This window comes from Pseudomonas crudilactis (assembly GCF_013433315.1).
GTDB lineage: Bacteria > Pseudomonadota > Gammaproteobacteria > Pseudomonadales > Pseudomonadaceae > Aquipseudomonas > Aquipseudomonas crudilactis.
Genome location: NZ_WXVV01000001.1, coordinates 393,902 through 418,664, shown reverse-complemented (window position 1 = coordinate 418,664; position 24,763 = coordinate 393,902). Strand labels below are relative to the sequence as shown.

The 24,763-nt window shown below is 59.3% G+C and carries 22 protein-coding genes; 3 read left to right on the top strand and 19 right to left on the bottom strand.

Features of this window, described 5'->3' with window-relative positions:
• A complete protein-coding gene (locus GTU76_RS01755; protein WP_180698006.1) occupies positions 1 to 5,484 on the top strand; it encodes an AAA family ATPase in 5,484 nt (1,827 codons plus the stop codon).
• Between the two features lie 125 nt (positions 5,485 to 5,609).
• On the opposite strand, the gene GTU76_RS01750 is transcribed toward GTU76_RS01755, so the two are convergent.
• From GTU76_RS01750 to GTU76_RS01730, 5 genes are all read right to left on the bottom strand, one after another.
• Positions 5,610 to 5,858 (bottom strand): hypothetical protein, encoded by a 249-nt coding sequence (locus GTU76_RS01750; protein ID WP_016984966.1) that lies wholly within the window; start codon positions 5,856 to 5,858, stop codon positions 5,610 to 5,612.
• A gap of 13 nt (positions 5,859 to 5,871) precedes the next feature.
• Positions 5,872 to 7,074: an NAD(P)/FAD-dependent oxidoreductase gene (locus GTU76_RS01745; RefSeq protein WP_150707089.1), complete on the bottom strand. Its 1,203-nt coding sequence runs from the start codon at positions 7,072 to 7,074 to the stop codon at positions 5,872 to 5,874.
• A 229-nt stretch (positions 7,075 to 7,303) separates the two neighbouring features.
• A complete protein-coding gene (locus GTU76_RS01740; protein WP_026000593.1) occupies positions 7,304 to 7,678 on the bottom strand; it encodes a response regulator transcription factor in 375 nt (124 codons plus the stop codon).
• Between the two features lie 157 nt (positions 7,679 to 7,835).
• Complete coding sequence (locus tag GTU76_RS01735; RefSeq protein WP_016984969.1) at positions 7,836 to 8,855, bottom strand: GlxA family transcriptional regulator; 1,020 nt, start codon at positions 8,853 to 8,855, stop codon at positions 7,836 to 7,838.
• Positions 8,856 to 9,037: 182 nt separating this feature from the next.
• The gene (locus GTU76_RS01730; RefSeq protein ID WP_175554463.1) at positions 9,038 to 9,466 is read right to left on the bottom strand and encodes a phage infection protein; all 429 of its coding nucleotides are present in this window, start codon (positions 9,464 to 9,466) and stop codon (positions 9,038 to 9,040) included.
• Between the two features lie 427 nt (positions 9,467 to 9,893).
• Here GTU76_RS01730 and GTU76_RS01725 point away from each other — a divergent pair, with 427 nt between their 5' ends.
• Complete coding sequence (locus GTU76_RS01725) at positions 9,894 to 10,862, top strand: MBL fold metallo-hydrolase (protein WP_016984971.1); 969 nt, start codon at positions 9,894 to 9,896, stop codon at positions 10,860 to 10,862.
• A gap of 216 nt (positions 10,863 to 11,078) precedes the next feature.
• On the opposite strand, the gene GTU76_RS01720 is transcribed toward GTU76_RS01725, so the two are convergent.
• The 6 genes from GTU76_RS01720 to GTU76_RS01695 form a co-directional block, all read right to left on the bottom strand.
• Positions 11,079 to 11,453, bottom strand: coding sequence for a response regulator transcription factor (locus GTU76_RS01720; protein ID WP_026000595.1), 375 nt, complete (start codon positions 11,451 to 11,453; stop codon positions 11,079 to 11,081).
• A 25-nt stretch (positions 11,454 to 11,478) separates the two neighbouring features.
• Positions 11,479 to 12,000, bottom strand: a complete 522-nt coding sequence (locus GTU76_RS01715; RefSeq protein WP_016984973.1) for a hypothetical protein — start codon at positions 11,998 to 12,000, stop codon at positions 11,479 to 11,481.
• A gap of 155 nt (positions 12,001 to 12,155) precedes the next feature.
• Positions 12,156 to 12,848 carry an AraC family transcriptional regulator gene (locus GTU76_RS01710; RefSeq protein ID WP_180697927.1) on the bottom strand — a complete coding sequence of 231 codons (693 nt, stop codon included), beginning with the start codon at positions 12,846 to 12,848 and terminating at the stop codon, positions 12,156 to 12,158.
• Between the two features lie 42 nt (positions 12,849 to 12,890).
• Entirely contained in the window at positions 12,891 to 14,345 is a 1,455-nt protein-coding gene (locus tag GTU76_RS01705) for a sensor histidine kinase (protein ID WP_175554460.1), read from the bottom strand.
• Between the two features lie 363 nt (positions 14,346 to 14,708).
• A complete protein-coding gene (locus GTU76_RS01700) occupies positions 14,709 to 15,359 on the bottom strand; it encodes a response regulator transcription factor (RefSeq protein WP_016984976.1) in 651 nt (216 codons plus the stop codon).
• Between the two features lie 27 nt (positions 15,360 to 15,386).
• Positions 15,387 to 16,874: an ATP-binding protein gene (locus GTU76_RS01695; RefSeq protein ID WP_016984977.1), complete on the bottom strand. Its 1,488-nt coding sequence runs from the start codon at positions 16,872 to 16,874 to the stop codon at positions 15,387 to 15,389.
• 383 nt (positions 16,875 to 17,257) lie between these two features.
• On the opposite strand from GTU76_RS01695, the gene GTU76_RS01690 reads away from it, so the two are divergent.
• Entirely contained in the window at positions 17,258 to 18,232 is a 975-nt protein-coding gene (locus tag GTU76_RS01690; RefSeq protein WP_016984978.1) for a LysR family transcriptional regulator, read from the top strand.
• A 100-nt stretch (positions 18,233 to 18,332) separates the two neighbouring features.
• Here GTU76_RS01690 and GTU76_RS01685 read toward each other — a convergent pair whose 3' ends face one another.
• From GTU76_RS01685 to modA, 8 genes are all read right to left on the bottom strand, one after another.
• Complete coding sequence (locus tag GTU76_RS01685; protein ID WP_049802123.1) at positions 18,333 to 19,310, bottom strand: alpha/beta fold hydrolase; 978 nt, start codon at positions 19,308 to 19,310, stop codon at positions 18,333 to 18,335.
• A 340-nt stretch (positions 19,311 to 19,650) separates the two neighbouring features.
• Positions 19,651 to 19,932: a hypothetical protein gene (locus tag GTU76_RS01680; protein WP_016984980.1), complete on the bottom strand. Its 282-nt coding sequence runs from the start codon at positions 19,930 to 19,932 to the stop codon at positions 19,651 to 19,653.
• A 271-nt stretch (positions 19,933 to 20,203) separates the two neighbouring features.
• Positions 20,204 to 20,434 carry a hypothetical protein gene (locus GTU76_RS01675; RefSeq protein WP_008082703.1) on the bottom strand — a complete coding sequence of 77 codons (231 nt, stop codon included), beginning with the start codon at positions 20,432 to 20,434 and terminating at the stop codon, positions 20,204 to 20,206.
• 118 nt (positions 20,435 to 20,552) lie between these two features.
• Positions 20,553 to 20,783 carry a hypothetical protein gene (locus GTU76_RS01670; protein WP_016984981.1) on the bottom strand — a complete coding sequence of 77 codons (231 nt, stop codon included), beginning with the start codon at positions 20,781 to 20,783 and terminating at the stop codon, positions 20,553 to 20,555.
• 196 nt (positions 20,784 to 20,979) lie between these two features.
• Positions 20,980 to 22,017 carry a DNA topoisomerase IB gene (locus tag GTU76_RS01665; RefSeq protein WP_095120945.1) on the bottom strand — a complete coding sequence of 346 codons (1,038 nt, stop codon included), beginning with the start codon at positions 22,015 to 22,017 and terminating at the stop codon, positions 20,980 to 20,982.
• Between the two features lie 72 nt (positions 22,018 to 22,089).
• Positions 22,090 to 23,169, bottom strand: coding sequence for a molybdenum ABC transporter ATP-binding protein (gene modC / locus GTU76_RS01660; RefSeq protein WP_016984982.1), 1,080 nt, complete (start codon positions 23,167 to 23,169; stop codon positions 22,090 to 22,092).
• 3 nt (positions 23,170 to 23,172) lie between these two features.
• Positions 23,173 to 23,853, bottom strand: a complete 681-nt coding sequence (gene modB, locus GTU76_RS01655) for a molybdate ABC transporter permease subunit (protein ID WP_016984983.1) — start codon at positions 23,851 to 23,853, stop codon at positions 23,173 to 23,175.
• Entirely contained in the window at positions 23,854 to 24,621 is a 768-nt protein-coding gene (gene modA, locus GTU76_RS01650) for a molybdate ABC transporter substrate-binding protein (RefSeq protein WP_180697926.1), read from the bottom strand. It abuts the gene before it with no gap.
• Positions 24,622 to 24,763: the final 142 nt, after the last annotated feature.

Genomic DNA, 24,763 nt, shown 5'->3' with positions numbered 1-24,763 from the left:
GTGCAGGTTCTGTGGGACGACGGAGAGCGCATGTTCTGTCGGCGCAAACGTGCGGGTGACGGTCTGGACGTGAACGTTCTCATTGCCTCGACGGCAGCGGAGCAACCTTGGCGCACCACCCTTGATCGCCTGGCCCACGAGTATTCATTTAAGGATGAACTGCAGAGCCCGTGGGCGGCTCGCCCGCTGGAGTTGCTGCGTGAAAATGGCACAGTGCAGCTGGTGCTCGAAGACCCCGGTGGCGTGCTGCTTGCCGAATTACTCTCGGCGCCGATGCAAACCGAGACTTTTTTGCGGTTGGCCATCAGCATCTCCGTAGCGCTGGGCAAGCTGCACAACTGCGGGCTGATTCACAAAGACATCAAGCCTGCCCATATTCTGGTCAACTGTGACGATGGTCACGCACGGCTCACCGGGTTCGGCCTGGCGTCGCGATTGCCTCGCGAGCGACAGGCACCGGAACCGCCCGAGACGTTGTCCGGCACGCTGGCGTATATGGCCCCGGAGCAGACGGGGCGGATGAATCGCTCGATTGATTCGCGCAGCGACCTCTATGCCTTCGGCGTCACTCTCTATCAAATGCTCACCGGTTCGCTGCCGTTTGCTGCGGCCGACCCGATGGAGTGGTTGCATTGCCATATCGCGCGCAAGCCAATGCCACCGAATGTGCGTGTCACCACCGTGCCCGAGATGCTTTCGCAGATCGTCATGAAGTTACTGGCCAAGACCGCTGAAGAGCGTTACCAGTCCGCGACCGGGGTCGAGCAGGATTTGCGCCGCTGTATGCAGCACTGGCAACGGCAGCAGTCAATCAGCGAATTTGCGCTGGATGAACGGGGGATGTTCGACCGCTTGCTGATTCCCGAGAAGCTCTACGGGCGCGAATCCGAGGTCGAGACCCTGATTGCCGCTTTTAAACGCATGACGGTCAGTAGCCAGCCCGAGTGGGTGCTGATCTCCGGTTATTCGGGCATCGGCAAGTCTTCGTTGGTCAGTGAATTGCATCAAACCTTGATTCCGGCACGCGGGCTGTTTGCTTGTGGCAAATTCGACCAGTACAAACGCGATGTGCCCTATTCGACCCTGGTGCAGGCTTTTCAAAGCCTGGTGCGCACGTTGCTGAGCAAAAGCGACGCCGAGTTGGCCGGTTGGCGCGAGGAATTGCTGGCGGCGCTCGGTGCTGAGGCGTGGCTCATGACGGAGCTGATCCCGGAACTCAAGTTGATCATCGGAGAAGTGGCCGCAGTCGCTGATCTTGAACCGCCTCAGGCGCAGCGACGCTTCCTGCGGGTATTGCGTAGATTCATCGGCGTGTTTGCCCGGGCCGAACATCCATTGACGCTGTTTCTTGACGACTTGCAGTGGCTGGATCTCGCCACGCTCCACTTGCTTGAGGAGCTACTGACCCGGTCGGACGTGAAGTATTTGCTGTTGATTGGTGCTTATCGCAGTAATGAAGTCGATGCCTCGCACCCGTTGACGGCCCGGCTGCAGTCGATAAAAACGGCGGGGGGGCGGGTGCAGGAGATGACTCTGGCGCCCCTTGCCCGGTCGCACATCGAGCAGTTGCTCGCGGAGTCGTCACAGTCCGAACGTTCCTGCATCGCGCCGCTCGCGCAATTGATTCTGGACAAAACGGCGGGCAATCCCTTTTTCGTCATTCAGTTTTTGCAAACGCTCGTCGAGCAGGGCCTGCTGGCCTACGACCATGAAGTCCGACGCTGGGTCTGGGATGCAGACTGTATTGATGCTCAAGGTTATACCGATAACGTGGCCGATCTGATGATCGGTAAACTGGCGCGGTTACCCGCCCAGACGCAGCAAGTCTTGCAGCAGTTGGCGTGCCTGGGCAACGTCGCTGACGTCGCCACGCTCTCAACCGTTCTAGGCGTGGCTGCCTCGCAGATTCATTCACAGTTGTGGGAAGCGGTTCGTCATGAACTGATCACGCGTCAGGATAACGTCTATCGATTCGTTCACGACCGGGTTCAGGAAGCGGCTTATCTGTTGATTGAAGAAACATCGCGCGCGCAAAGCCATCTGCGAATCGGTCGAATATTGGTTGCGCGGACGCCAGCACGAAAGCGCGAAGAAGCGATTTTCGAGATCGTTGGCCAGCTCAATCGTGGCGCCGTGTTGATGGACGAACAGGAGGAGCGCGAACAACTGGCACAGTTGAACCTGTTGGCGGGGCAACGCGCTCGGGCTTCGACGGCCTACGCATCGGCGCTGAAGTATTTCGCCCTCGGTTCAGACCTGCTGGGGGACACAGGGTGGGAGTGTCAGCGTCAATTGCTGTTCGCTTTGGAGTCCGGCCGGTCCCTGTGCGAATTTCTCACCCGGCAGTTGCCTGCCGCCGAAGCGCGCTTGAAGCGCTTATCACGGCGCGCCCTGACACTGCCTGAGCGCACTCAGGTCGCCTGCCTGCAAGTCGATCTCTACCTGATGCTGGATCAGAGTCACGACGCGGTGGCGGTCTGTCTGGCGTTCCTGCGTCATCTGGGCATCGACTGGCCGGCACATCCCGGTGACGCAGAGGTGGAAGACGAATACCTGCGCATCGAGCGTCAGCTCGGCGGCAGAAGCATCGAGGCGTTGATCGACCTGCCGCCCATGGAAGACGCCGTTGCTCTGGCCACTCTTGAGGCGTTGTCCAAGCTGATTGTGGCGGCGCTGCACATGGACGGTAATCTTCCCGGCCTGGCTATCTGCCGGGCGATCAACCTGAGTATCGAGCACGGCAATAGCGATGCTTCGTGCGTGGCCTATGCCAACGTTCCGAGGATCGCCGGACGGCGTTTTGCCGATTATCCGGCGGGTTTGGCTTTCGCTGAGCTTGGCTGTCGACTGGTCGAGCGGCGAGGCCTGGAACGTTATCAGGCGCGCACTCAGCTGGCGTTTTTGCTGTTTGCCCAACGCTGGGTTCAACCGGTGCGCACCTGTGTTGCGCCATTGCGTCAAGTGTTCGAGGTGGCCAACCGCACGGGCGATTTGCCGGTTGGCGCTTTCGCCGGTAACAGTCTGGTCTCCAATCTGTTGGCCACTGGCGAACCGTTGGCCGAACTGCAAGGCGAAGCCGAACGCGGTCTGGCCTACGCCCGGAAAATAGGCTTTGGTCTGGGCATCGATTTCATCGAAGTACAGTTGGGGTTTATCCAGATGCTGCGTGGCCAGACGCGACCCTTCGGCCGACTCGAAGCTGCGCCACCTTCTGACCTTGGTAACGAGCATCGCCAGACCTCCACCTCGCTGGTGTCCGCTTGTTGGCGTTCGATTCGCAGGTTGCAAGCCAGCTATTTCGCGGGTGATTACCCAGCGGCCACCCAAGCGGGCCTGATTGCTCAGAAGTTGTTGCGGTCGTCACACGCATTCATTGAAGAGGCCGAATACTCCTTCTACAGCGCCCTGACAGCTGCCGGCCTGTGCAGCGCTGCCTCTGCCAAAACCCGACAGGCATCCCTTGCAGACATTGGCATGCACCATCGGCAACTGCAGGTGTGGGCTGATCTCTGCGCGCAGAACTACGCCAGTCACGCCACGCTGGTGGCCGGTGAAATGGCACGTATTGAAGGCCGATACCTGGACGCCGAGCAGGCCTATGAACAGGCTATTCATCTGGCGCAGAACACTGGTTTTTTGCACATCGAAGCTCTGGCCAATGAACTGGCGTCGCGCTTTTATACGCAGCGTGGCCTGGGAAAAATTGCCCGAATGTACCTGCAGGATGCCTGTTACGGCTATCGACGCTGGGGAGCCGAGGGCAAGGTTCGGCAACTGGAGGCTGACCATCCGTTTCTGCGCGTCGAACAACCGGTACTCGGGCCCACCACCACAATCGCCACACCGGTCGAACAGCTGGACCTCGCCACAGTGCTGAAGGTCTCGCAAGCGGCGTCCAGTGAGATCGTCCTGGAGCGGCTGATCGAAATGATCATGCGCACAGCCATCGAACAGGCGGGCGCCGAGCGCGGTGTGTTGATCCTGACGCAGGCCGGTGAACAGCGGATTGTTGCCGAAGCGACGACCCGCGATGACACCACGCAATTGGCCCTTCGTGATGAGCCGGTGAGTGCGGCGCTGATACCTCAGTCGATCCTTTTCCATGTGCTGCGTACCCAGGAGAATCTGTTCCTGGATGACGCGCTGGCCGAGCCGCCGTTCGCCGTCGACCCTTACGTCATCGAGCACTGCGCACGCTCGGTTCTGTGCCTGCCGCTGATGCACCAGGCGAAGCTGATCGGCGCGTTGTACCTGGAGAACAATCTGAGCTCGCGAGTGTTCAGCCCGACGCGGATTGCAGCGTTGAAACTGGTCGCTTCACAGGGGGCCATCTCGCTGGTCAATGCGCGTCTGTACCGTGATATTGCAGTGCGCGAGGCGAAAATCCGCCGTCTGGTTGACGCCGATATCATCGGCATCTTGTTCTGGACGACTGAGGGCGAGATTGTCGAAGCCAATGACGCATTTCTGCGCATGGTCGGGTACACGCGCGAGGATGTGGTTTCGGGGCGTGTGCGGTGGCGAGAAATGACCCCGCCGGAGTTTCGCGATGTCAGCGAAAAGGCCATGGCCGACGCTGTGCGAACCGGGCACGCGCCGCCATTCGAGAAGCAATACTTCAGGAAGGATGGCAGCCGCCTGCCGGCGCTCGTCGGTCTGGCCATACTTGAAAGCAGTCAGCAGCAGGGCGTTGCGTTCGTCCTTGATCTGACCGAGCGCAAACTCGCCGAAGCCAGCAATCGCGCCAGCGAGCAGCGTTATCGCGAGATTCAGGCGGAACTGGCGCATGCCTGTCGCGTCGCGACGATGGGCCAGCTTGCCGCATCGATCGCTCACGAAGTCAGTCAACCGCTGGCCTCGACACTCGCCAGTGCGCAGGCGGCGGTACGTTGGCTGACCGCCCAGCCAGCGAACATCGAGGAAGTGCGATTGTGCCTTGAACGTATCGTCAAGGATGCCAATCGGGGCAGTGAGGTATTGGCGCGCATCCGCGGGCTGATCCGCAAATCGCCACAACCCAGGGAGTCGGTCAACCTCAACGACGTTATCGGCGAAGTCATTGAAATCACTCGCGGTCAGGCCCAGAAGGGCGATGTAGCGGTTCACTTGCAGCTGTTGCCCGGGTTGCCTCGGGTCAACGGCGATCGGGTCGAACTGCAACAGGTGGTGCTCAATTTGATGATGAATGCGCTGGAGGCCATGGGCAGCACAAGTGCCGGCGAGAGAGCGCTGGGCTTGCGCACGCAGATCACGGAGACGGGGCAGGTATGGGTCAGCGTCAGCGATTCCGGGCCGGGGTTCGGCGCGCAGTCCTGTGAACATCTCTTCACGCCGTTTTACACCACCAAACCCAGTGGCCTGGGCATGGGCCTGGCGATTTGCCGATCGACCATCGAGATCCATGGCGGGCAACTCTGGGCCTGCGCCAACGAACCCTGCGGTGCGATTGTTCAGTTTGTCCTGCCCGCCGAAATGGTTGGTTGACAGGCGCATCGAGCAGATCGGCCGGGGCGCAAAAAAAACGCCCGCCAAAACAATCAATGGCGGGCGTTTGGGAAGTGCCGGCGCAGCAAGGAGAGCGCTGCCCCGGTCAGGGACTTGATTTCAGATCAGGCAGCGCGCCCGTTTTGCTCAAGGCGCAGGCGATTGAACCCCACCAGGCGCATGACGTAACCGAGTTTGATTGCCGTGGGCCCGAGTATCGTCAACGCATGGGCGGCCACCAGTTCAGGCAACGTCAGGTGCGCGTCAATGCCGTAAGCCAGGATGACCCCGACGACGAGCATGATCAGCCCGCCGAGCAGCAAAGCGAGTGACAGCTTCAGCACCCGATAGGTACTTTCGAAAAAGCTGAACATCGTCCGACGCGGCTCAAGCCACTGGGATCAACGGATCGGCAGCCGCCAGTGCCGTCGCCCGATCCGCTGCCGGTGGGTAGATCCACACGGTATTGATCTGCGTCTTGAGCTCTTTGGCCTCCTGCCCGACCAGTTTCAACTGACGGTCCCAGCCTTCGGTGTAGACCGCGCCCCAGGCTCCCAGATCAAGGCAGGTCACATACTTGGGCTGGCTGTAGGTCATCGGTTCGACGCCCAGCAGATCCGCGGCGACGTTGTTGCCGGCATACCGACCCAGACAAATAGCGTGTTGGCAGGACATGGCAGCGAAGTTACCGACGGTATCGGTAGCGGCGTACGCGACATCGCCGGCGGCAAACACATCGGTGTGGCCGAGCACTTTCAGGTGGCCGTCGACATGCAGGCGGCCTTGCGGATCGCGGGTGCCGGCCACCTGTTCAGTGAGCGCACTGGCGCGGAAACCAACGGTCCAGATGACCGTGCTCGCCTCGATGCGCTGTCCATCGGCCAGGGTGACACCACCGGCATCGACGGCGGCGACGGAAGCGTCAAGCACCCATTCGACGCCCAGTTCTCTGGACGCTTCGACGATGGAAGGTCGAATGCCATCACCCAGCGACGCGGCGATCTGCGGGCTCCGATCCACTACGATTACGCGGATATCGGCGTCGTTGCCCAGTGCAGCACGCAAGCGGGCCGGTAGTTCGGTCGCGGTTTCGATGCCGGTGAAACCACCGCCAGCCACCACCACGGTGTTGCGAGCAGCGCTCGGCGGCAGGCTCTTCAACGACTTGATATGGGCTTCGAGGCGAGCGGCCTCTTCAATCCCATCGACGTCGAAAGCATGCTCGATAATGCCTTCCAGCGCCGGACGGATAACGCGGCTGCCAGCAGCCAGCACCAGGCGATCGTAGCTCAGCGTGCCCTGCGCGCCGGCGGCGTCGGTGTAGGTGACGCGTTTGCTGTCGGTGTCGATGTTGTCAGCGCTGCCTTTGACGAATGTCACCCCGACGGCCTCGAACAGTTCGCCCAGGGGGGCCTTCATGGTATGGACATCCGGCTCGTAAAAACGCGGGCGGATACGCAGTTCCGCCTGCGGAGCGAGGAGGGTGATCTGCACATCGTTACGATCATGCTGGTCCAGCAGGCGGGCTGCGCTCAAGGCACTCCAGACGCCACCAAACCCTGCGCCAATAACCAGAATATGCTGTTTCATCGGATGACTCCTGAAGAAAAATGGATCATTTAACGGGCAGTCTGTTCAGGCGTGACCGTTTCCAGGTCACGCGATGTGCAGGCTGCAATCAACGACCGCCGTGCGCGTGCCGGTTTGATTCGCTGGAGGAAATGCTATCGGGTCAACGTTGGCGAAACACTTCTACATAGGGTCAGCGCCGCCATGCCTAGGTGTGAGGCGGACATACCCAGGTATATAGGGAGGACGGTCAGGCGGGGCGATTGAGGATGGCGTCGATGCAGGCCAGGAGTTCGCTGCAAGGGAATGGCTTGGGAAACCAGGCCACGGGTTCGGCGGACTTTGCGCTCAGGCGAGGTGGGCAGCCCTGGTAACCGGTGATGAAAATGATCGGCACACGAATGCCTCTGGCACAGAGTTGATCGTACATTTGAATGCCCGACAGACCGGGCATCTGTATATCTGAAATGAGGCAGCGTGTGTGTTGCGCTGCACTCGAGGACAGAAATGCCTCGGCGCTGGCGTACAACTGCACGGTGTACCCGTTGGACCGCAACAGACTGTCGAGCGCCATGCGTACGGACTCATCATCGTCGACAACCGAAACAACAGCAGTGTGGGCCATTTCTATACCAGGACGATCTCGGGTAGCCCAGCAAGGACGCCCGCCATTTGCGCAAGATACGCCGCTCGATCAAGCGGCGTACTTATACGTGCGTATAGAAATCGCATTGAACTTTCGCGGTTCTGCAGGGTAGCGCGTGGCGCAGATCACACGGCTGTCAGCGTGAAAACCGGCTGCGGTATTCGCGCGGCGTAATCGAGAGGTGACGGTGGAAGGTATAGCGCATGCGCTCCTCGTCGCCGAAGCCGCATAACTGTGCGATCTGATCGATGTTGCGCTCAGAGTCCTCGAGCAGCCGCCGTGCGGCTTCCAGGCGAAACAGCTCCAGCGCTTTCGCAGGCGTACGCCCCAGCTTGTTTTTGTAGACGCGGGCAAAGTTGCGGGTGCTCATCTGCGCCTGGCGCGCCAGTGACTCGACTGTCAGACGAGGGTCGCTGAGGTTATCGCTGATCCATAGATGCAAAGCGTCAAAGCTGCCTCGGTCGTCAGTTTGCGCTTGCAGCAACTGGCTGAATTGCGCTTGCCCTCCTGGGCGCTTGAGAAACACCACCAGTTCCCGTGCGACTTCCAGTGCGACGTCGCGACCGCAATCGGCTTCGACCAGTGCCAGTGCCATGTCGATGCCGGTGCTCACGCCCGCCGAGGTCCAGAGCGTACCTTGCTGGATGAAAATCGCATCAAGGTCGACATCGATGCCGGGGAAACCATGCTTGAGCAGGTCGCACATCGCCCAGTGCGTGGTCGCGCGCAAACCTTCAAGCAGTCCGGCCTGGGCCAGCAGAAAGGTGCCGCTACATACCGATGCGGTGCGTCCGGCCTTGACCGACGCCTCGCGCAGCCAGTTCACCAGGGCGACTTCGTCAATCAGCGCCTGACGAATGTCGGGCGCGCCGGGCACGATCAGGGTGTCGATTGCCAATCCATCGAAAGTGGCCAGGGATGTGGTGTGCACCGACAGCCCCTCGGCCGTGGCGATCAGTCCACCTGCAAGGCTTGCCGTGTGTATGTCGTAGCCAGGCAGGCCGCGGACGGCCATGGCTTTGGACGCGGCCCAAAATACGGTTTGCGCACCGGTCAGGTCCAGCAGACCCATGTGTGGGTACGCGAGAAACACCAATGTGCGCGGTTGAACGCGCAGATTGCTGATGTGGTGAGTCTCGGGAAGAATCGAGTTCATGATTGCATTGAGGCCCGGTACGAATGATTGAGGTATTGGCAGCCATCCGTTTTGGCCGTAATCCACGGTTATAAGTCATAAGCCTTTCGCGCGCCAGCCGACATGTGTTGGCGGGCGAAACGCTCTTCTCACTGAATGACGGGGGGCCCGAGTATCAGCGAGAAGGGCGCAGACATGGCGGGTCAGCGACAGGCCAGGCAGAAACCGGCGACCGCGCCGGCGCCATAGGTTGCGCTGTTGTCTGCCACGCGATTTTCGATCAAACGATCCGAGCCGCCTTCGGCGATTTGATTCTGCTGCAGGCGATCGGAGCCGTCGGCGGCGACTTGACGTTCTCGCAGACGCTCGGCGCCGCCTTCGGCAATTTGATTCTGTTGCAGGCGATCGGCGCCGTCGGCGGCAAGTTGACGTTCTTTCAAACGCTCAGCACCGCCTTCAGCGACATGCTGATCCCTGGCCTTGTGAAGTGTGTGTTGCAACAACGGCGCGGATGCATCCCGGTCACCTCCGGCGCGACCGCCACTGCGAACTTCAGTGGCATATATTGTTGATGACAGACAGCTGACGGTGCTTATCAATGCCATGCTTAGAAACAGATTGGGTAGTTTCATTGTTTGATCCACTCATTAATTATGGAAGTTTGCACAACAGCATCAATTTTAATGAAGTGGTGAATTTCGGCACCCATGCAATGGGTTGTCCGGGCGCGCCGATTGGTATTAAAGACTCATCCCTGGGTATATCTGCCGTTTACCGATAAAGGACATTTATTCAACGACGTTTCAGTCGTGGCAGGCCGTCGTGGCAACCACAACAGTGAATACGTTTTAACCGGCAGGTTCGCACTTATACATTGGTATGGCTCACCGTTGCTGCAACGTCGGTGGCACTCACGCAATACGGTTCTTTCCCTATACCCGCGTATGGTTTTTGGCGCCGTGGTCGCCATGCACACTCCTTCCCAAGGAGCGCTGTATCGCTCTCGCCAACAGGGCATTCGCCCAAACGGGTTTTTGAATCAGTAACAGGAGCGCGACCATGTCAACGTATCTGAACCACTCTGCGGCGTATCAGCAAGACTTTGCACCGCAAACTTCATCCGGCCAGCCCATCACGTCGACCTTCGGCGGCGTGCAGGAGCTGGTTCCTTCGCGTTACGCGCTGCGGGTAGGCGACATTGATGTGGTCGTGATCAGCGATGGCGTGCTGCCTCTGCCGACATCGACCATGTCTACCAACGCCGATCCGGCCGCGCGCGCCGCCTGGTTCAAGGACATGTATCTGGGGCCGGATGCATTTGACTGGGCCTTGAACGTGCTGGTGATTCGCAGCGGTGAACAGATCATTCTTGTCGATGCCGGGCTGGGCGGGCAGTTTCCCGGTTTCCCGCGTGCCGGGCAATTGCCCAAGCGCCTGCAAGCCGCTGGCATTGATCTTGGCGCGGTGACGGACATAGTGATCACCCACATGCACATGGACCACGTCGGCGGATTGCTGGTCGACGAAGTGAAGAACCAGCTGCGTCCGGACGTACGCGTGCATGTTTCGGCAATCGAGGTGGCGTTCTGGGAAACGCCGGATTTCACCCAGACCGTCATGCCGACACCCGTGCCGGATGTACTGCGCGCGACCGCCAATCAGTTTATCGAGGCTTACCGCGGTAACGTCCGTACATTTGATGACGAATATCAGGTGGCGCCCGGTGTGGTGGTGAAACTCACCGGTGGTCATACACCGGGACATAGCGTCGTTTACGTGAACTCCGGCGGGGAGCGCCTGACCTTTGCCGGCGATGCATTGTTTCCGGTGGCGTTCGAACATCCTGACTGGCACAACGGCTTTGAGCACGATCCCGAGGAGTCGGTCCGCGTCCGGGTTCGCCTGATGCGGGAGGCGGCGGCAAGCGGCGAATGGTTCGTCGCCACCCACTTGCCGTTCCCTTCGGTCGGTCGCGTGGCCGTCGACGGTGAGGCGTTCCGCTGGATTGCGGCGTTCTGGGATTACTGATGAGCCAACCGGGTAACGGTAAGGCTCTGTAGACACTGTGGCACGCTGCGATCGTTGATCTTGTTTCAAATGACAAGATCCAAAGATCGCAGCGTGCCGTTTTTTTTGCAGGATTAAACATTCAATGGTCGCGACTAAACCCTGAGAGCTTGCCAGCGAACCAACATCGACGCTGGCTGAGGCGACGCCAACGCAAGCAGGCTGGCAGTTTCGCCATCAACGCCCGCGCTTCAACGCCCGCTCAATACAGGCCAAAAGCGCCTGAGTGTCGAATGGTTTGGAAAAGTAACCTTCCGGTTTCCTGACCCTGGCACTGAACTGCGGGGGCAGGCCAGGCTTTCCCGTGATGAACAGGGTCGGAATATGAGCATTCTTCGCCGCCAGTGCCTCGTACAGTTCGACTCCGCACATGCCGGGCATCTGGATGTCGGAAATCAGGCAATCGGTGTGCTCGCAGTCAGCCGTATCAAGAAACGCCAATGCACTGCTGTAAGTCTTTACGGTATAGCCGTATGCGCGCAATAGACTGTCCAGAGAAACAAGCATACGTTCATCGTCATCGACGACTGCAATTACTGCGGATTTGAACATGGCAGACCTTGCGTCTTTACCCTGGTTATTCATGGGGCAAGTTGTTCTTGATCAGGGAAAGAAACTGCGCGTTGCGCCGAGTGCATTCTTCGAAGAGCCTTTTACTGGCAGGGTCTTTATTGGCGATCGCACACTCGCGAAACTCGCGCAGCATTGCGTCCGTGACCTGTAGCCGGCGCACACCTCGACAGATGTCGGCCAGGCAGTCGGCGAAACACTGGGTCTCGGTGGCCCCGCTCAGGCTGTAAAGCCCCTCGGCTTGCGTGTAACCACCCAGGTCAGCGATACCGGTAACGAGGAACTGGGTGTAGTTGGCATTGGCGCGAGCGAGTTTGCAAAACATTTGCTGGACTGGCCGGAAACTGACGTTATGCAGTTTTTTCTCAATGCATTCGAGCTGCGCCTGAATGCTCACCGTTGTGCGCAGTGTCTGCGTAAGGGCGTCGATAACATCAATACGCGCGGCGGTGGACAAGGATATATGCGCGCCATAACGGCTGATGCGCAGCGGATGACTGATCCGGTATAGCGTTTGCGGTGCGTTCATGACAACCGTCTCAGGCTGGCGCGTCAGCGCGGTAAGTGACTTGTTGGTGCGTGGTAAACAGCTTAAGGCGACGTGTTGCCGTTAACACTTCTACCTTGAGACGGCGGGCTAGCACGTGGGGTCAGGCGCCTCATACCGGGGTATGAGGCGTGGCGTCAGTCGGTTGCATATTGCGATTGCAACAACGGACTCCATTGTTCCTGATTGTCCGGGCGCCGGTAGTAAACCACCATGCGCCGGGCGACCTGCATGGCCACATCACGACCGTTATCGGCCTCGACCAGCGCCAGCGCCAGGTCGATTCCGGCACTGACACCAGCGGAAGTCCACACCGGAGCCTGCTCGACGAAAATCGCTTCGCGGTCAAGTTCGACCCGCGGAAACATCTGCTCGAACAGGTCTGCCATCAGCCAATGCGTCGCGACTCGCAAGCCGTCGAGCAAGCCGGCGCGAGCCAGAAAAAAGGCGCCGCTGCACACGGAGGTGGTACGCCAGGCCTTGCCGAAGGCGACACGCAGCCAGTCCACCAGTGGCGCGCTGTCCATCAGTGCCTGGCGAATGTGCGGCGAGCCGGGAACGATCAGTGTATTGATCGGCTCATCAAGCAGATCGTCCAGACGCAAGGTCTGGACGACAAGACCTTCACCCGTGCGGACCGGGCCACCGTGCAGGCTGGCCGTGTGCAGCACATATCCGGGTAATCCGAGGTCGGCCAGGCAGCGGGTCGCCGCCCAGAAAACCGTCTGGGCACCGGTCAGGTCCAGCAGGCCCATTTGCCCATAGGCAACAAAAATGATGGTGCGAGGATCGGCGCATTTTGCGCGGTGAGCGTTTTCTGGATTAGGCACTGCCGAAGCTCCTTAACGCCGCATGGCGAGGGTGGATAACATTCATTTTTCGAGCCTGAGCGAGTTCAGCGCAATCGCAAACATGAACTGCGTGCCGAGCCCCTCGTCACTGTTGACCCAGATGCGACCACCGTGAAATTCAATGATCGAACGGCAGATCGACAGGCCCATGCCCAGCCCGGTGGGTTTGGTGGTGAAGAACGGGTCGAACAGTGAAGGCAGGATGTCCTCGGCAATACCGATACCGGAGTCGGCGATTTCGAGCACGGCTTCGTCCTGTTGTACCGAGGTGTGAATGCGGAGCACGCGCGCCCGGTCATGAACATTGGCCATGGCCTGGCAGGCATTGATGATCAGATTGATGATGACTTGCTGCAGTTGCACCCGGTCTCCTTTTATCAACGCGTCCGGGGCGCCGAGCTGCGCGTGCGTGCGGACGTCGTGCAGCGCAATGTCGTGCTGCATGAGCGTCAAGGCATCGGTGACGATGTCGTCGAAGATTTCGACTTTGCGCTGCACTTCGCTCTGGCGCGACAGCGCCCTGATACAGGTGATGACATCGGACACTCGGGCGGAGTTTTGAATGACCCGGTCCAGGGATCGTCGCGCTTCTTCCAGATTGGGCACGGGGCGATTGATCCAGCGTTTGCAGGATTCGCCACTGGTGATGACGGCTGCCAGCGGCTGGTTGATTTCATGGGCAATGGAGGCGGCCAGTTCGCCCATTGAAGTCAACCGCGTGACGTGGGCGAGGGTTGCCTGAGAATGAAACAGCGCTTCTTCGGCCTGTCTGGACTGTGTGACATCCATCAACGCGCCGGCGTACTCGGTCCGTGTGCCGTGCTTGAACAGCGGGCTGGCGATCATTTGTACATATTTGGTCCGGCCATCCGGCATGACCAGTCGATGTTCGACTTCGATCAGGCTTTTCTGACGCCTGGCCTGTTCCACGACACTGTCGACAATGGGCAGATCATCGGGATGCGTCCGCGCCTGAATCAGCGCCAGCGTTGGCACGACGTGCGGCGGGTACTCGAAAATCCGTGAAGACTCTTGCGACCACGTTACCGTCACTTCGTCATGGATGATGAAACCGACGCTTCCGGTATGACTGAGTTGTTGCGCGCCCAGAAAGAACGCCTCTTTGCGCTTAAGCGTTTCGGTTGCACGCTTGCTGCGCAGGGCCAGCAAACTGATGGTGGTCAGCGCAATCAGACAACGGATGAAGGCGGCGATCAGCTTGTAATCACGATAGCCTTCGTCAGCGATGAAACTGGCGGTGAGGATCGTTACGCAACCGAGGGCAACGGCGAGAAAGACCGGCACCGAGAAGATGCTCGCCGACATGAAAACCAGGGTGATGTAGAACAACGTCGGTGCGACGTCCAGTTCCAGATACGCGTTGGTAATGAAGATCATGCTGCCGACGGCGATGGCCGCCAGCCAGGCGAGGGCGTCTGAACAAAAAAACTGTGCGCGACGTTTGATGATAGACATTTTTTATTCCGGGTTTTTGCTATCGGACGGCACGCGCAAGATCATCGCTGATGCCGGGCAAACTCTTTGACAGACGAAAAATGACGAGGGAAGAAAGGTGTTTTCGATGAGGGGTTGCTGGCCGCCCCAACTACGGGTTTGCCATGAAAAAAGATGGTATTGCAACGGCCTGGGCAGGGCACCGCTACATTGGGTCATTGCCGCCATGACTAGGTATGACGCGGATATACCCAGGTATTAATGGCAGGGCGCCAGACGGCGCAGGGGATAACGCAAAGGGCTGTCGCGCAGAATTTTCAGCGCCTTTTGACACGCTGTCAGTGAGAAGCACGGTGTGGGGAACACACCGTGCGGGTTGTGCGATCAGCGGTTTGCCGGCTGAGCGGCAATGGCCTCGGACATGCGCACCAGATCGGCAAAGGAGCGCGCACCCATCTTGCGCATGGCCTGGCCGCGGTGAATTTTCACGGTGATTTCACTGAGGCCGATTTCCCCGGCGATCTGCTTGTTCATCAAGCCAGAGGCCGCCAGCGCCATGACCGTCTGCTCGCGAGCCGTCAGCGTAGCGTGACGTGCCCGTAATTCATCGGCGTGTCGGCCCGACTCACGACGCTGTTTGTCCCGGGTGTGAGCGGCGCACACGGCATCGATCAAGTCTTGCTCGCGAAACGGCTTGGTCAGGAAGTCCACTGCACCGGCTTTCATGGCGCGCACCGTCATGGCGATATCCCCGTGCCCGGTGATGAACACAATCGGCACGCTGATGCCGGCGATCGCCAGTTCGTTCTGAAAGTCCAGACCGCTGCTGCCTTGCAGGCGCACATCAAGAACCAGGCAACTGACGGTATCCGGGCGCTGATGGTGCATGAACTGGGCGACCGATCCGAACAACTCGACCTGCAGACCGATGGAGCGCAGCAGGCTGCCGAGGGATTCGCGCAGGGCTTGATCGTCGTCGACAATGTAGACCACGGGGTCGCCTGGATTTTTGTTCGGCACGGGATGATGGTTCATTGCTTTTTCCCAAAAGGTTTGACTGTGTCAGATCGCCGAGGCGTAACCGGGGTCGTTAACGGCCAACAGCGGCAACGCAAACATGAATGAGCTACCCTGACCGACCGTGCTGCTCGCCCAGATTCGCCCCTGATGGGCGTCGAGTATCGAGCGGCAGATGCTCAAGCCCATCCCCAGACCGTGCTCCTTGGTCGTAAAGAACGGTGTGAACAACTGTTCCAGTAAAGTGGCGCAGATACCCGGGCCTTGATCGGCCACTTCCAGCAGCGCCTCGCGGTCACTCACCGAGGTGCGCAGCAACAGCGTCCGAGGCGCGGCGTTCACCGTGCTCATCGCCTGGCAGGCGTTGATGATCAGGTTGATGATCACCTGCTGTAATTGCACGCGGTCGGCGCTGATCTGACCGTCGAAAACCGTCAGCTCGATTTTAGCGCTGATCCCGTGATCGGCCAGTTCATGCCTGACCAAAGGCAGGGTCTCGTTGACGATGTCGTTAAGTGACTCGGTGCGCCGCAGCGGAGCGGATTTTTGTGACAGCGCCCTGACCCGGGCCGTGATCTCGCTGCCCCGATCGGCGCTGGCGATGATCCGCTCCAGCGCCTGGCGCGCTTCCGGCAGATCGGGTTGCGGGCGGCTGAGCCAGTTGCGGCAAGCCTCACCACTGCTGGTAATCGCTGCCAGTGGTTGATTGACTTCGTGGGCGATGGACGCCGCCAATTCGCCCAGAGCGGTCACTCGACTGACATGTGCGAGTTGCATCTGTGCCTGGCTCAGCGCGGCCTCAGCGTGTTCGATGGCGGTCACATCCATCAGCGCCCCAAGGTATTCGAAGCGATCAGGGCGGGTGCAGAGCGGCGTCGCGATCATGTGCAAATGCCTGACGCGCCCATCCGGCATCAACAAGCGATACCTGACTTCGATCATTGCGTCATGGCACGACGCTTTCTGCAAAGCGTTCAGCACCAGCGATACGTCCTCCGGGTGGGTGCGAGCGAGGATCATGTCCACGGTGGGCGGCGTGTCTGACGGATACTCGAATATCCTTGCCGACTGTTGCGACCAGCCGATGCGGGTGAGGTCTGCGCGAAAACCGAAGCAGCCGGTCTGGCTCAGGCGCTGTGCGCCGCTCATATAAACTTCTTTGTGGCGCAGGTGATCGGCCACCTGTTTGCCGCGCAAGGCCAGCAGCGCGATCGCTGCGAACACCGCCAGTTCGCGTAGCCAGTGTGCCGTCGATTCCCGCTGCTCGAATCCGCCCTGAAAGACAAACATCACCGTCAGCGCCAACATGCTCAGCAGTACCGTGTAGATCACCCCGACGATCGTCAGCAAGTTGGCGGTCAACAGCAGCAACGCAAGGTAAAGCGCAGTGGAGGCGAAATCGACATCGACTTGATTGGCGAGGAACATCCCGCCTGCCACCAGCACGGCCATAAACCCGATCAACAGGTTTTCCAGCGGCTTGAGAGAGGCATCGAGCAGACGCGTCAGCCTTGGGTTCGAGTTAAACGGCATCTGACTGCAATTTCCTTTGGCGCAGAATTCGCGCGGCGCGTATTTGCAGAGGGTATGGACGGATGTCGATCATGCGCGCTCTGGTTTGTTGTTGGGGGCGGGAGCAGAGAATCGGTTCAGTATCGTAGTTGGCCGAGCGCTGCATCGGCTAGGACAAAAAACCCGGAAAAACCGCCATCCCCGGTTTCCATGTTCTGCCTGCCGTCACCTGCAAGTTGTTTATTTCACAGGTTTTTTTTGTCTGGTTCATACAGAGGTATCAAAGCCTGCACCTAACGCATGATGGTGCTGTCCCGATGTACCACAGACGACCGGCGAGCACCGCCGTAACCTGAGCGTGCTCTCTGTCGATCTCAATGGCCGCATGCCGGGTGGTGAACTCCATGAACAGAAATGATCTGCGTCGCATCGACATTCATCTGCTGGTGGTGTTCGAGACAATGATGCATGAGCGCAATGTCAGCCGCGTCGGTGAAAAACTGTTTCTCGGTCAGCCGAGCATCAGCGCCGCGTTGGGCCGCTTGCGCCATTTGTTCGATGACCCGTTGTTCGTGCGTGCTGGCAGATTGATGGAGCCCACGGCGCGGGCGGAAGAAATTTTCGCCAATCTGACGCCGGCACTGGATGGCATTGCCGCGGCGTTGAACCGATGCCAATCGTTCGAACCCTGCACCAGTGACGCGACGTTTCAGGTCGGTCTGTCCGATGATGTCGAATACGCGTTGCTGCCCCGATTGTTGCGGCATCTGCGTGCCGAGGCGCCGAACATCACGTTGATCGTGCTGCGCGTCGACCAGCAACAAATGTCACAGCGGCTGTTCAACGGCGAAATCTCGCTGGGCATCAGCCACACACTCGATTTGCCAGCCAGCGCGCGCCGCAAGGTGCTGCGCCCGATCCGGCCAATGCTCCTGCGCACGGATGATCGTCCCGGCGAATTGGACCTGGATGAATTCTGCCAACGTCCGCACGCCGTTGTGTCTTGCATGGGCAACGCCACCGATCAGGCCGATCATGCCCTGAGTCGTCTGGATCGGCGCCGCAAAGTGGTGTTGGCGGTGCCGCAGTTCAGTGCGCTGCCCAGACTGCTGGCGCACAGCGAGATGCTGGCTATCGTCCCGGATTATGTCGCTAGGGCGATGGTCTCGGTGGAGGGCGTCAGAGCCGAACCCGTGCCGCTGCCACTGCCGGTGCAGGAGCTTACGATGGTCTGGCGTGCCGCGGCGCACAACGATGCCGGGCAACGCTGGCTGCGTTCGCGGTGCCAGGCGTTCCTCGGAGTGCCTATTGAATTGCAGGTGGTGCCAAAATCTTCAACGCCCTCGCGCATCGGTTCGACGTTATTGGCGGCGAGGTAGGCTGACGTCGGGCCAAATCATCGTCGAGCCAATAAAAAGCTCCGATTCAATCGGAGCTTTTTATTGCCATGTGCACGCGCTTTCCGGCTATCGGTCTGTCTCAAGCGTTGATGAACGCCAGCAGGTCCGCATTGATTTGTTCGCCGTGGGTGGCGCACATGCCGTGGGGCAGGCCGGGATAGGTTTTCAGCGTGCCGTGCCTGAGCAGTTTGATCGACAGCTGAGCCGAGTTGGCGATCGGTACGATCTGGTCATCTTCGCCGTGCAGTACCAGGGTCGGCACATCGATAGTTTTCAAGTCATCCGTGAAGTCGGTTTCGGAGAATGCACGAATGCAGTCGTACTGCGCTTTGACCCCTCCGCTCATGCCCTGGCGCCACCAGTTTTCAATGATCGCTTCGCTGACTTTGGCGCCTGGGCGGTTGAACCCATAGAACGGGCCACTTGGGAAATCCCGATAAAACTGCGTGCGATTTTCCGCTACTGCTTTGCGCAAGCCATCGAGCACGTCCAGTGCGATGCCGCCCGGATTGTTCGCGGTGCGCACCATCAGCGGCGGGACAGCACCGATCAATACGGCTTTGGCCACACGACCGCGACCATGACGCGCCACATAACGCGCCACCTCGCCACCGCCGGTGGAGTGGCCGATGTGCACGGCGTTACGGATGTTCAAGTGCGCCATCAACTCGGCAACGTCGGCGGCGTAGGTGTTCATTTCGTTGCCGACAGCGGTCTGCGAAGAGCGGCCATGACCACGTCGATCATGGGCGATGACCCGAAAGCCCTTGTTGAGGAAAAACAGCATTTGCGCATCCCAGTCGTCGCTCGAAAGCGGCCAGCCGTGATGAAAAACGAGCGGCTGGCCGTGCCCCCAGTCCTTGTAGAAAATCTGCGTACCGTCCTTGACGGTGAACAATCCAGAGCCATTGGCACTGCCAGCGCTTCTGCCGCCCGTTGGCGCGGTCGTCTGTGTTGACTGCGCCGCCAGTGCAGGCAACGCCACCGCGAGGGTAGCGGCCATGGCCCCGGTAGTGATCAAGCCTCGACGTGTGGTTCCGCTGGTCTCGTCAGTCATGTGCAACACCCTTTGAATGGTTGAGATAAAGAAGCGACAAGGCGTGAGCCTCGGTCTGGGCAATATTTGGGCAAAGGCCGGAGACTGACCACCAGACATGGGTGTTTGAAACTAATGCTTTGGTATGCCTGCCGGTCATGCGCAGGCATGTGAACGCCACAAGAAAACGTGAGAGTGAACTCCGGGTTCAACCTAAAGAAGGATCTTGGAAAAGCGAGAAGCCTGAAGAAGCTGGGGGCAAAAAGCACCTGCTCAATCAGGCATTGAACAGGTTGAAAAGCTGCAGCGTACAACTGACAAATAAACAAGGGCCGATTAATCGGCCCTTGTTCATCCAGGTCTAAACGAATGCCTGTCCAGCAAAGCCCCGAGGCAGTCGTTGTAGACCGGCCATCTCCGTCAACCGCTCAATCCACTCGGCGCGCCAGTTCGTGGCGTGTGCGGTTTTTGCTTGCCGGGCGTTGCGGCGCGCGGCATTGCGTTGATCTTTTCTCGCCTGTTTGTAGGCTTCGGTATTACGGCAACTGCGGCACTTTACGCGATTGAGCTCTTTGCTTGCTGCCAGTTGTTTGCCTTTATGACCACAGGCCAAATGGCCGCCGACGTTGAAGTGAATGACCATGAACTGTCTCCTTCGTGACGTGTACAGGTTTTGACCGTTCATGGACAGCGCAGTTCTTTGACTGGATCAGCACGCAAAAAAACACCCGCATGCGGGCGGGCGAGAGGGGTTTTATCTAAAGGAGTGAATGCACTGTAGGCGCGCCGATGTGATTTTTATGTGAAAAGAAACAACCCGCACAGGAAATATACAAACAGCGCACAAGCGACAGCGCGGTGACGCTTGTATCACCGCTCCTGGAGCCTCTTTCGATGAACGTTACGCAACCGGTTTACCTGAATCGAGGCAGTGGCCGATCAACAGGTTTGAGCGCCGATAGCGTGTTGCGGATCAGCGGGGCATCCTTTTCGATATCGTTAAGGCGGTCGCGGATGCGCAGGGCGGTCGGGTGCCCGCCTTGGTGGTCGACCCAGTCGGCGATCTCTTTGCAAGCGGCCGCGAGGCGTGCCTGACGGGCGTCGAGCAGGGTGAGGAGGGTGGTGATGGACTCTTTTTCGGACATGAAACACCTCCGTTCTATGAAACCTGAGCTGCAGCAAAAAGCCCGCGCGTCGCGAGCCTTGTGCCGTGGGGCGCTGCTCCTTCAGCTGGTTTCAGTATAGACCCGCTTATGATCGGCATCAGCCGGACGATTCGCGGACCGCTTTTGGGGAACTGGCTGCGTTGAGGCGTTTGCATTCACGTCGTGCATCCTCTTCAACGTCGTAGCCATCGCCGATGAAGCCGTTGGTGCGGGTATCGCAGATGCGAAACCAACTCAGGGCTTCGGCGGGATCATGCTGGCTGTCTCCGGCGCGTCGACCATGAATGATGATCTTGTTGCAACGCTTCACAACGAAAATGTCTTCCATGGCGTCACCGCAGCTGATTCGTGTCAGATCAACTATAGAAGCCTCCGGCAATCGTGCAAAAAATAGACAGGTCAACTCGTCGGTTGCCGGCGCCTTTCTCGGCGTTCCGATCAATCCAGGCGTTGCTCAACGGGCACCAATCTTCGACGCTGGTGAACGGCCGGTCCTGGCCTGTAGCTGGGCGATAAGTTGTCGATCAAGGCGCGGTGGTGATGTCGCTCATGCGTTCAAGAAACATTGCCAAAGCCACTTCTTCGGCGCGCAGGCCTTTGCGCACGCGGGGGCGCGGTAATTCGGCGAGGGTGCCGAGCATGAAATTCTCCACCACCGCCGGGTGGATATAACACTTGCGACACACCGCCGGGGTGTTACCCAACTGCCTGGAGACATTTTTCACCATCTCCACCACATGCCGTTTGGCCTCGGTCTCGGATTCATGCTTGAGTTCGCGCAATACCGCCAACGCCAGGGCGCTGCCAGCCCAGGTGCGATAGTCCTTGGCGGTGAAGTCGGCACCGGTCAGGGTTTGCAGGTAGGCGTTGACGTCGGAAGAGCTGACGGTGTGCCGCTCACCGTTTTCATCCAGATACTGAAACAGGTTCTGCCCGGGAATCTCCAGACAGCGCTTGATAATCCGCGCCAACCGCCGATCCTTGACGGTAATCTGGTGTTCGATGCCGCTCTTGCCGCGAAACTGAAACAGGATCGCACTGCCGTTGACTTCGACATGCCGGCTGCGCAGGGTGGTCAGGCCGTAGGAGCGGTTGTCGCGGGCGTATTGCGTGTTGCCGACCCGAATCAGCGTCGCATCAAGCAGGGTGATTACGGTGGCCATGACCTTGTCGCGACTGAAGCCGGGCGCGGCCAACAACGCTTCCAGTTGCTTGCGCAGTTTCGGCAAGGCCAGGCCAAACTCGCGCAGCCGCGAATATTTATCGGCATCGCGCACTTCGCGCCAACGCGCGTGATAACGATATTGCTTGCGGCCACGGGCATCACGGCCGGTGGCTTGCAAATGACCTTGCGGATCGGGGCAAATCCACACATCGATGTAGGCCGGCGGTACAGCGAGGGCATTGATGCGTTTGATTTCGTCGGTGTCGGTGATGCGCTGGCCTGACGGCTCGAAGTAGCAGAACTTGCCGCGCAGTTTCTTGCGGGTGATACCGGGCTGGGTGTCGTCGACGTAATGCAGGTCGGATGGCAGGTCGGCAGTCAGCACGGTGTCGGGCACGGTAGTTTCCTTTAATGGCGCGGCGGTCTGTAAAACGATTGACCGCACGCCGTTGCCGTGGTGCCGAATGATTTAGGCGAGGACCGCGACCGCTTTGATCTGCGCCCATAAATGCTGGCCCGGATGCACGCCCAATTGGTCTCTGGAGTAGCGCGTGATGCGTGCGACCAATGGCGTACCGCCGGCGTCGAGACGAATCAGCACGTGGGCGGCATTGTCTGCTGATTGCTCGCTGACCACGGTGACCGGCAGCCGATTGAGAATGCTGCTGAACTCGCTGTTCTGCAGGCTCAGGCTGATGTCCCGGGCGTGCACTTTGCAGCGTAGGGGCTGACCCAATGCAATTGGTGCGTGGGTGACGCGAATGCTCATCTCGGTGGCCGGCAATTGCAGGCTGAGCAATTGATACTCGGCATCGTAGGCGCTGACCTGGCCTTCAATGATTACGCCAGCGTCATCGCCCATCGCCATCGGCAGGTCGAGACGTGCTAGGGTTTCACCGATCGGGCCGCTGGCCAGCGCTTTACCTTCGCTGAGCAACACCAGATGGTCTGCCAGCCGCGCGACTTCGTCCTGCGCATGGCTGACGTACAACACTGGAATGTCCAGTTCGTCATGCAGGCGTTGCAGGTACGGCAGGATTTCACTTTTGCGCTGGCTGTCGAGAGCAGCCAGTGGCTCGTCCATCAACAGCAGTTTCGGGCTGGTCAGCAACGCACGGGCGATACCGACTCTCTGGCGTTCGCCTCCCGACAAATGCTGCGGATGACGTTCGAGCAAATGACCGATACCCAAGAGTTCAGTGGCCTGCGCCATGTCTACCCGACGCTGGGACTTGGCGATGCGCTTGAGGCCGAATTGCAGATTGGCCAATACCGACAGGTGCGCAAACAGGCTGGCTTCTTGAAACACATAGCCGAGCGCCCGTTTGTGTGGCGGGACGAAAATGCCGTTGTCGCTGTCCTGCCAGACTTCGTCGTTGATCTGCACGAAGCCATGTTCAGCGCGTTCAAGCCCGGCGATACAGCGCAGGCAGGTGGTTTTGCCCGAGCCGGAATGCCCGTAAAGCGCGGTCACGCCACGGCCGGGCAAGTTCAGGTCGACATCGAGGCCGAAGTCCGCATAGACCCGTTTCAGACGTACAACAATCATTGGTCAGCTCCAACCTGCGCGGGTTTTGCGGCTGGAGTACAGCGCCAGCAACACCAGAAACGAGAACACCAGCATCGCCCCGGCCAGCCAGTGGGCCTGTGCGTATTCCATTGCTTCGACGTGATCGTAGATTTGCACGGAAACCACGCGGGTCTTGTCGGGAATGTTGCCGCCAATCATCAGCACCACGCCGAACTCACCGACGGTGTGTGCGAAGCCGAGGATCGCCGCAGTGATAAAACCAGGACGCGCCAGCGGCAGGATCACACTGAAAAATGTGTCCCACGGATTGGCGCGCAAAGTAGCGGCGACTTCCAGTGGGCGGGTGCCGATCGCCGAAAACGCGTTTTGCAACGGCTGCACCACGAACGGCATGGAATAGATCACCGAGCCGATCACCAGGCCGGTGAAGCTGAAGGTCAAGGTGCCCAGGCCCAGCCATTGGGTAAATTGGCCGAGAAATCCGTGCGGCCCCATCATCAGCAACAGATAGAAACCAATCACGGTCGGTGGCAGCACGAGGGGCAGGGCGACAATTGCCCCGATCGGGCCGCGCAACCACGAGCGGGTACGCGACAACCACAGGGCAATCGGCGTGCCGACAACCAGCAGGATCAAGGTGGTCAGGGACGCCAGTTTCAGCGTCAGCCAGATCGCCGCGAAATCGGCACTCGTCAGCGACATTTACAGCTGATAACCGTAGGACTTGATCACCGCAGCGGCTTTCGGGCCTTTGAGGTATTCAACCAGGGCCTTGGCGGCGGCGTTGTCTTTGCCTTTGTTGAGAATGACAGCGTCTTGCTTGATCGGGTCGTGCATATCAGCAGGGACAATCCATGCCGAACCGCTGCTGACTTTGCCGTCCTTGTAGATCTGCGACAGGGCCACGAAGCCCAGTTCGGCGTTACCGGTGGAGACGAATTGATAAGCCTGGGTGATGTTCTGACCTTCAACGATCTTGGCTTTGGTCGCCTCGGTCAGTTTGAGTTTTTCCAGCACTTGCGTGGCGGCCAGGCCATAGGGTGCGGCTTTCGGATTGGCGATGGACAGGTGCAGGTACTCGTTCTTTTTCAGCACCTCGCCTTTCCCATCGACATAACCTTCTTTCGCCGACCACAACGCCAGTGTGCCGACGGCGTAGGTGAAGCGCGAGCCCTTGACGGTGTCGCCTTCTTTCTCGAGTTTTTCCGGGGTGGTGTCGTCAGCGGAGAGGAACACTTCGAACGGCGCGCCGTTTTTGATCTGGGTGTAGAACTGGCCGGTGGCGCCGTAGGCGGCGACCAGTTTGTGCCCGGTGTCTTTTTCGAAATCGGCGGCGATGGCCTGGATCGGCGCGGTGAAGTTGGCCGCAACCGCTACCTGAACTTCATCAGCCTGAACAGCGCCGACGGCGAAGACCGCGAGCAAGGAGGCCACGCAGACAGGGGCAAAACGTGAGGCACGAATGGTCATGTAACAGCTCCGTTATTGGCGAGTGCAGAGCGCAGTTATTGTTGGAAGTGGACTGCGCCCATGCAAGGGGGGTAATTCGCTATATAGTGGAATATATAGCGAAATGCCGCCAAACAGGAAGTGTTGGTTGAAACCCGTGTGA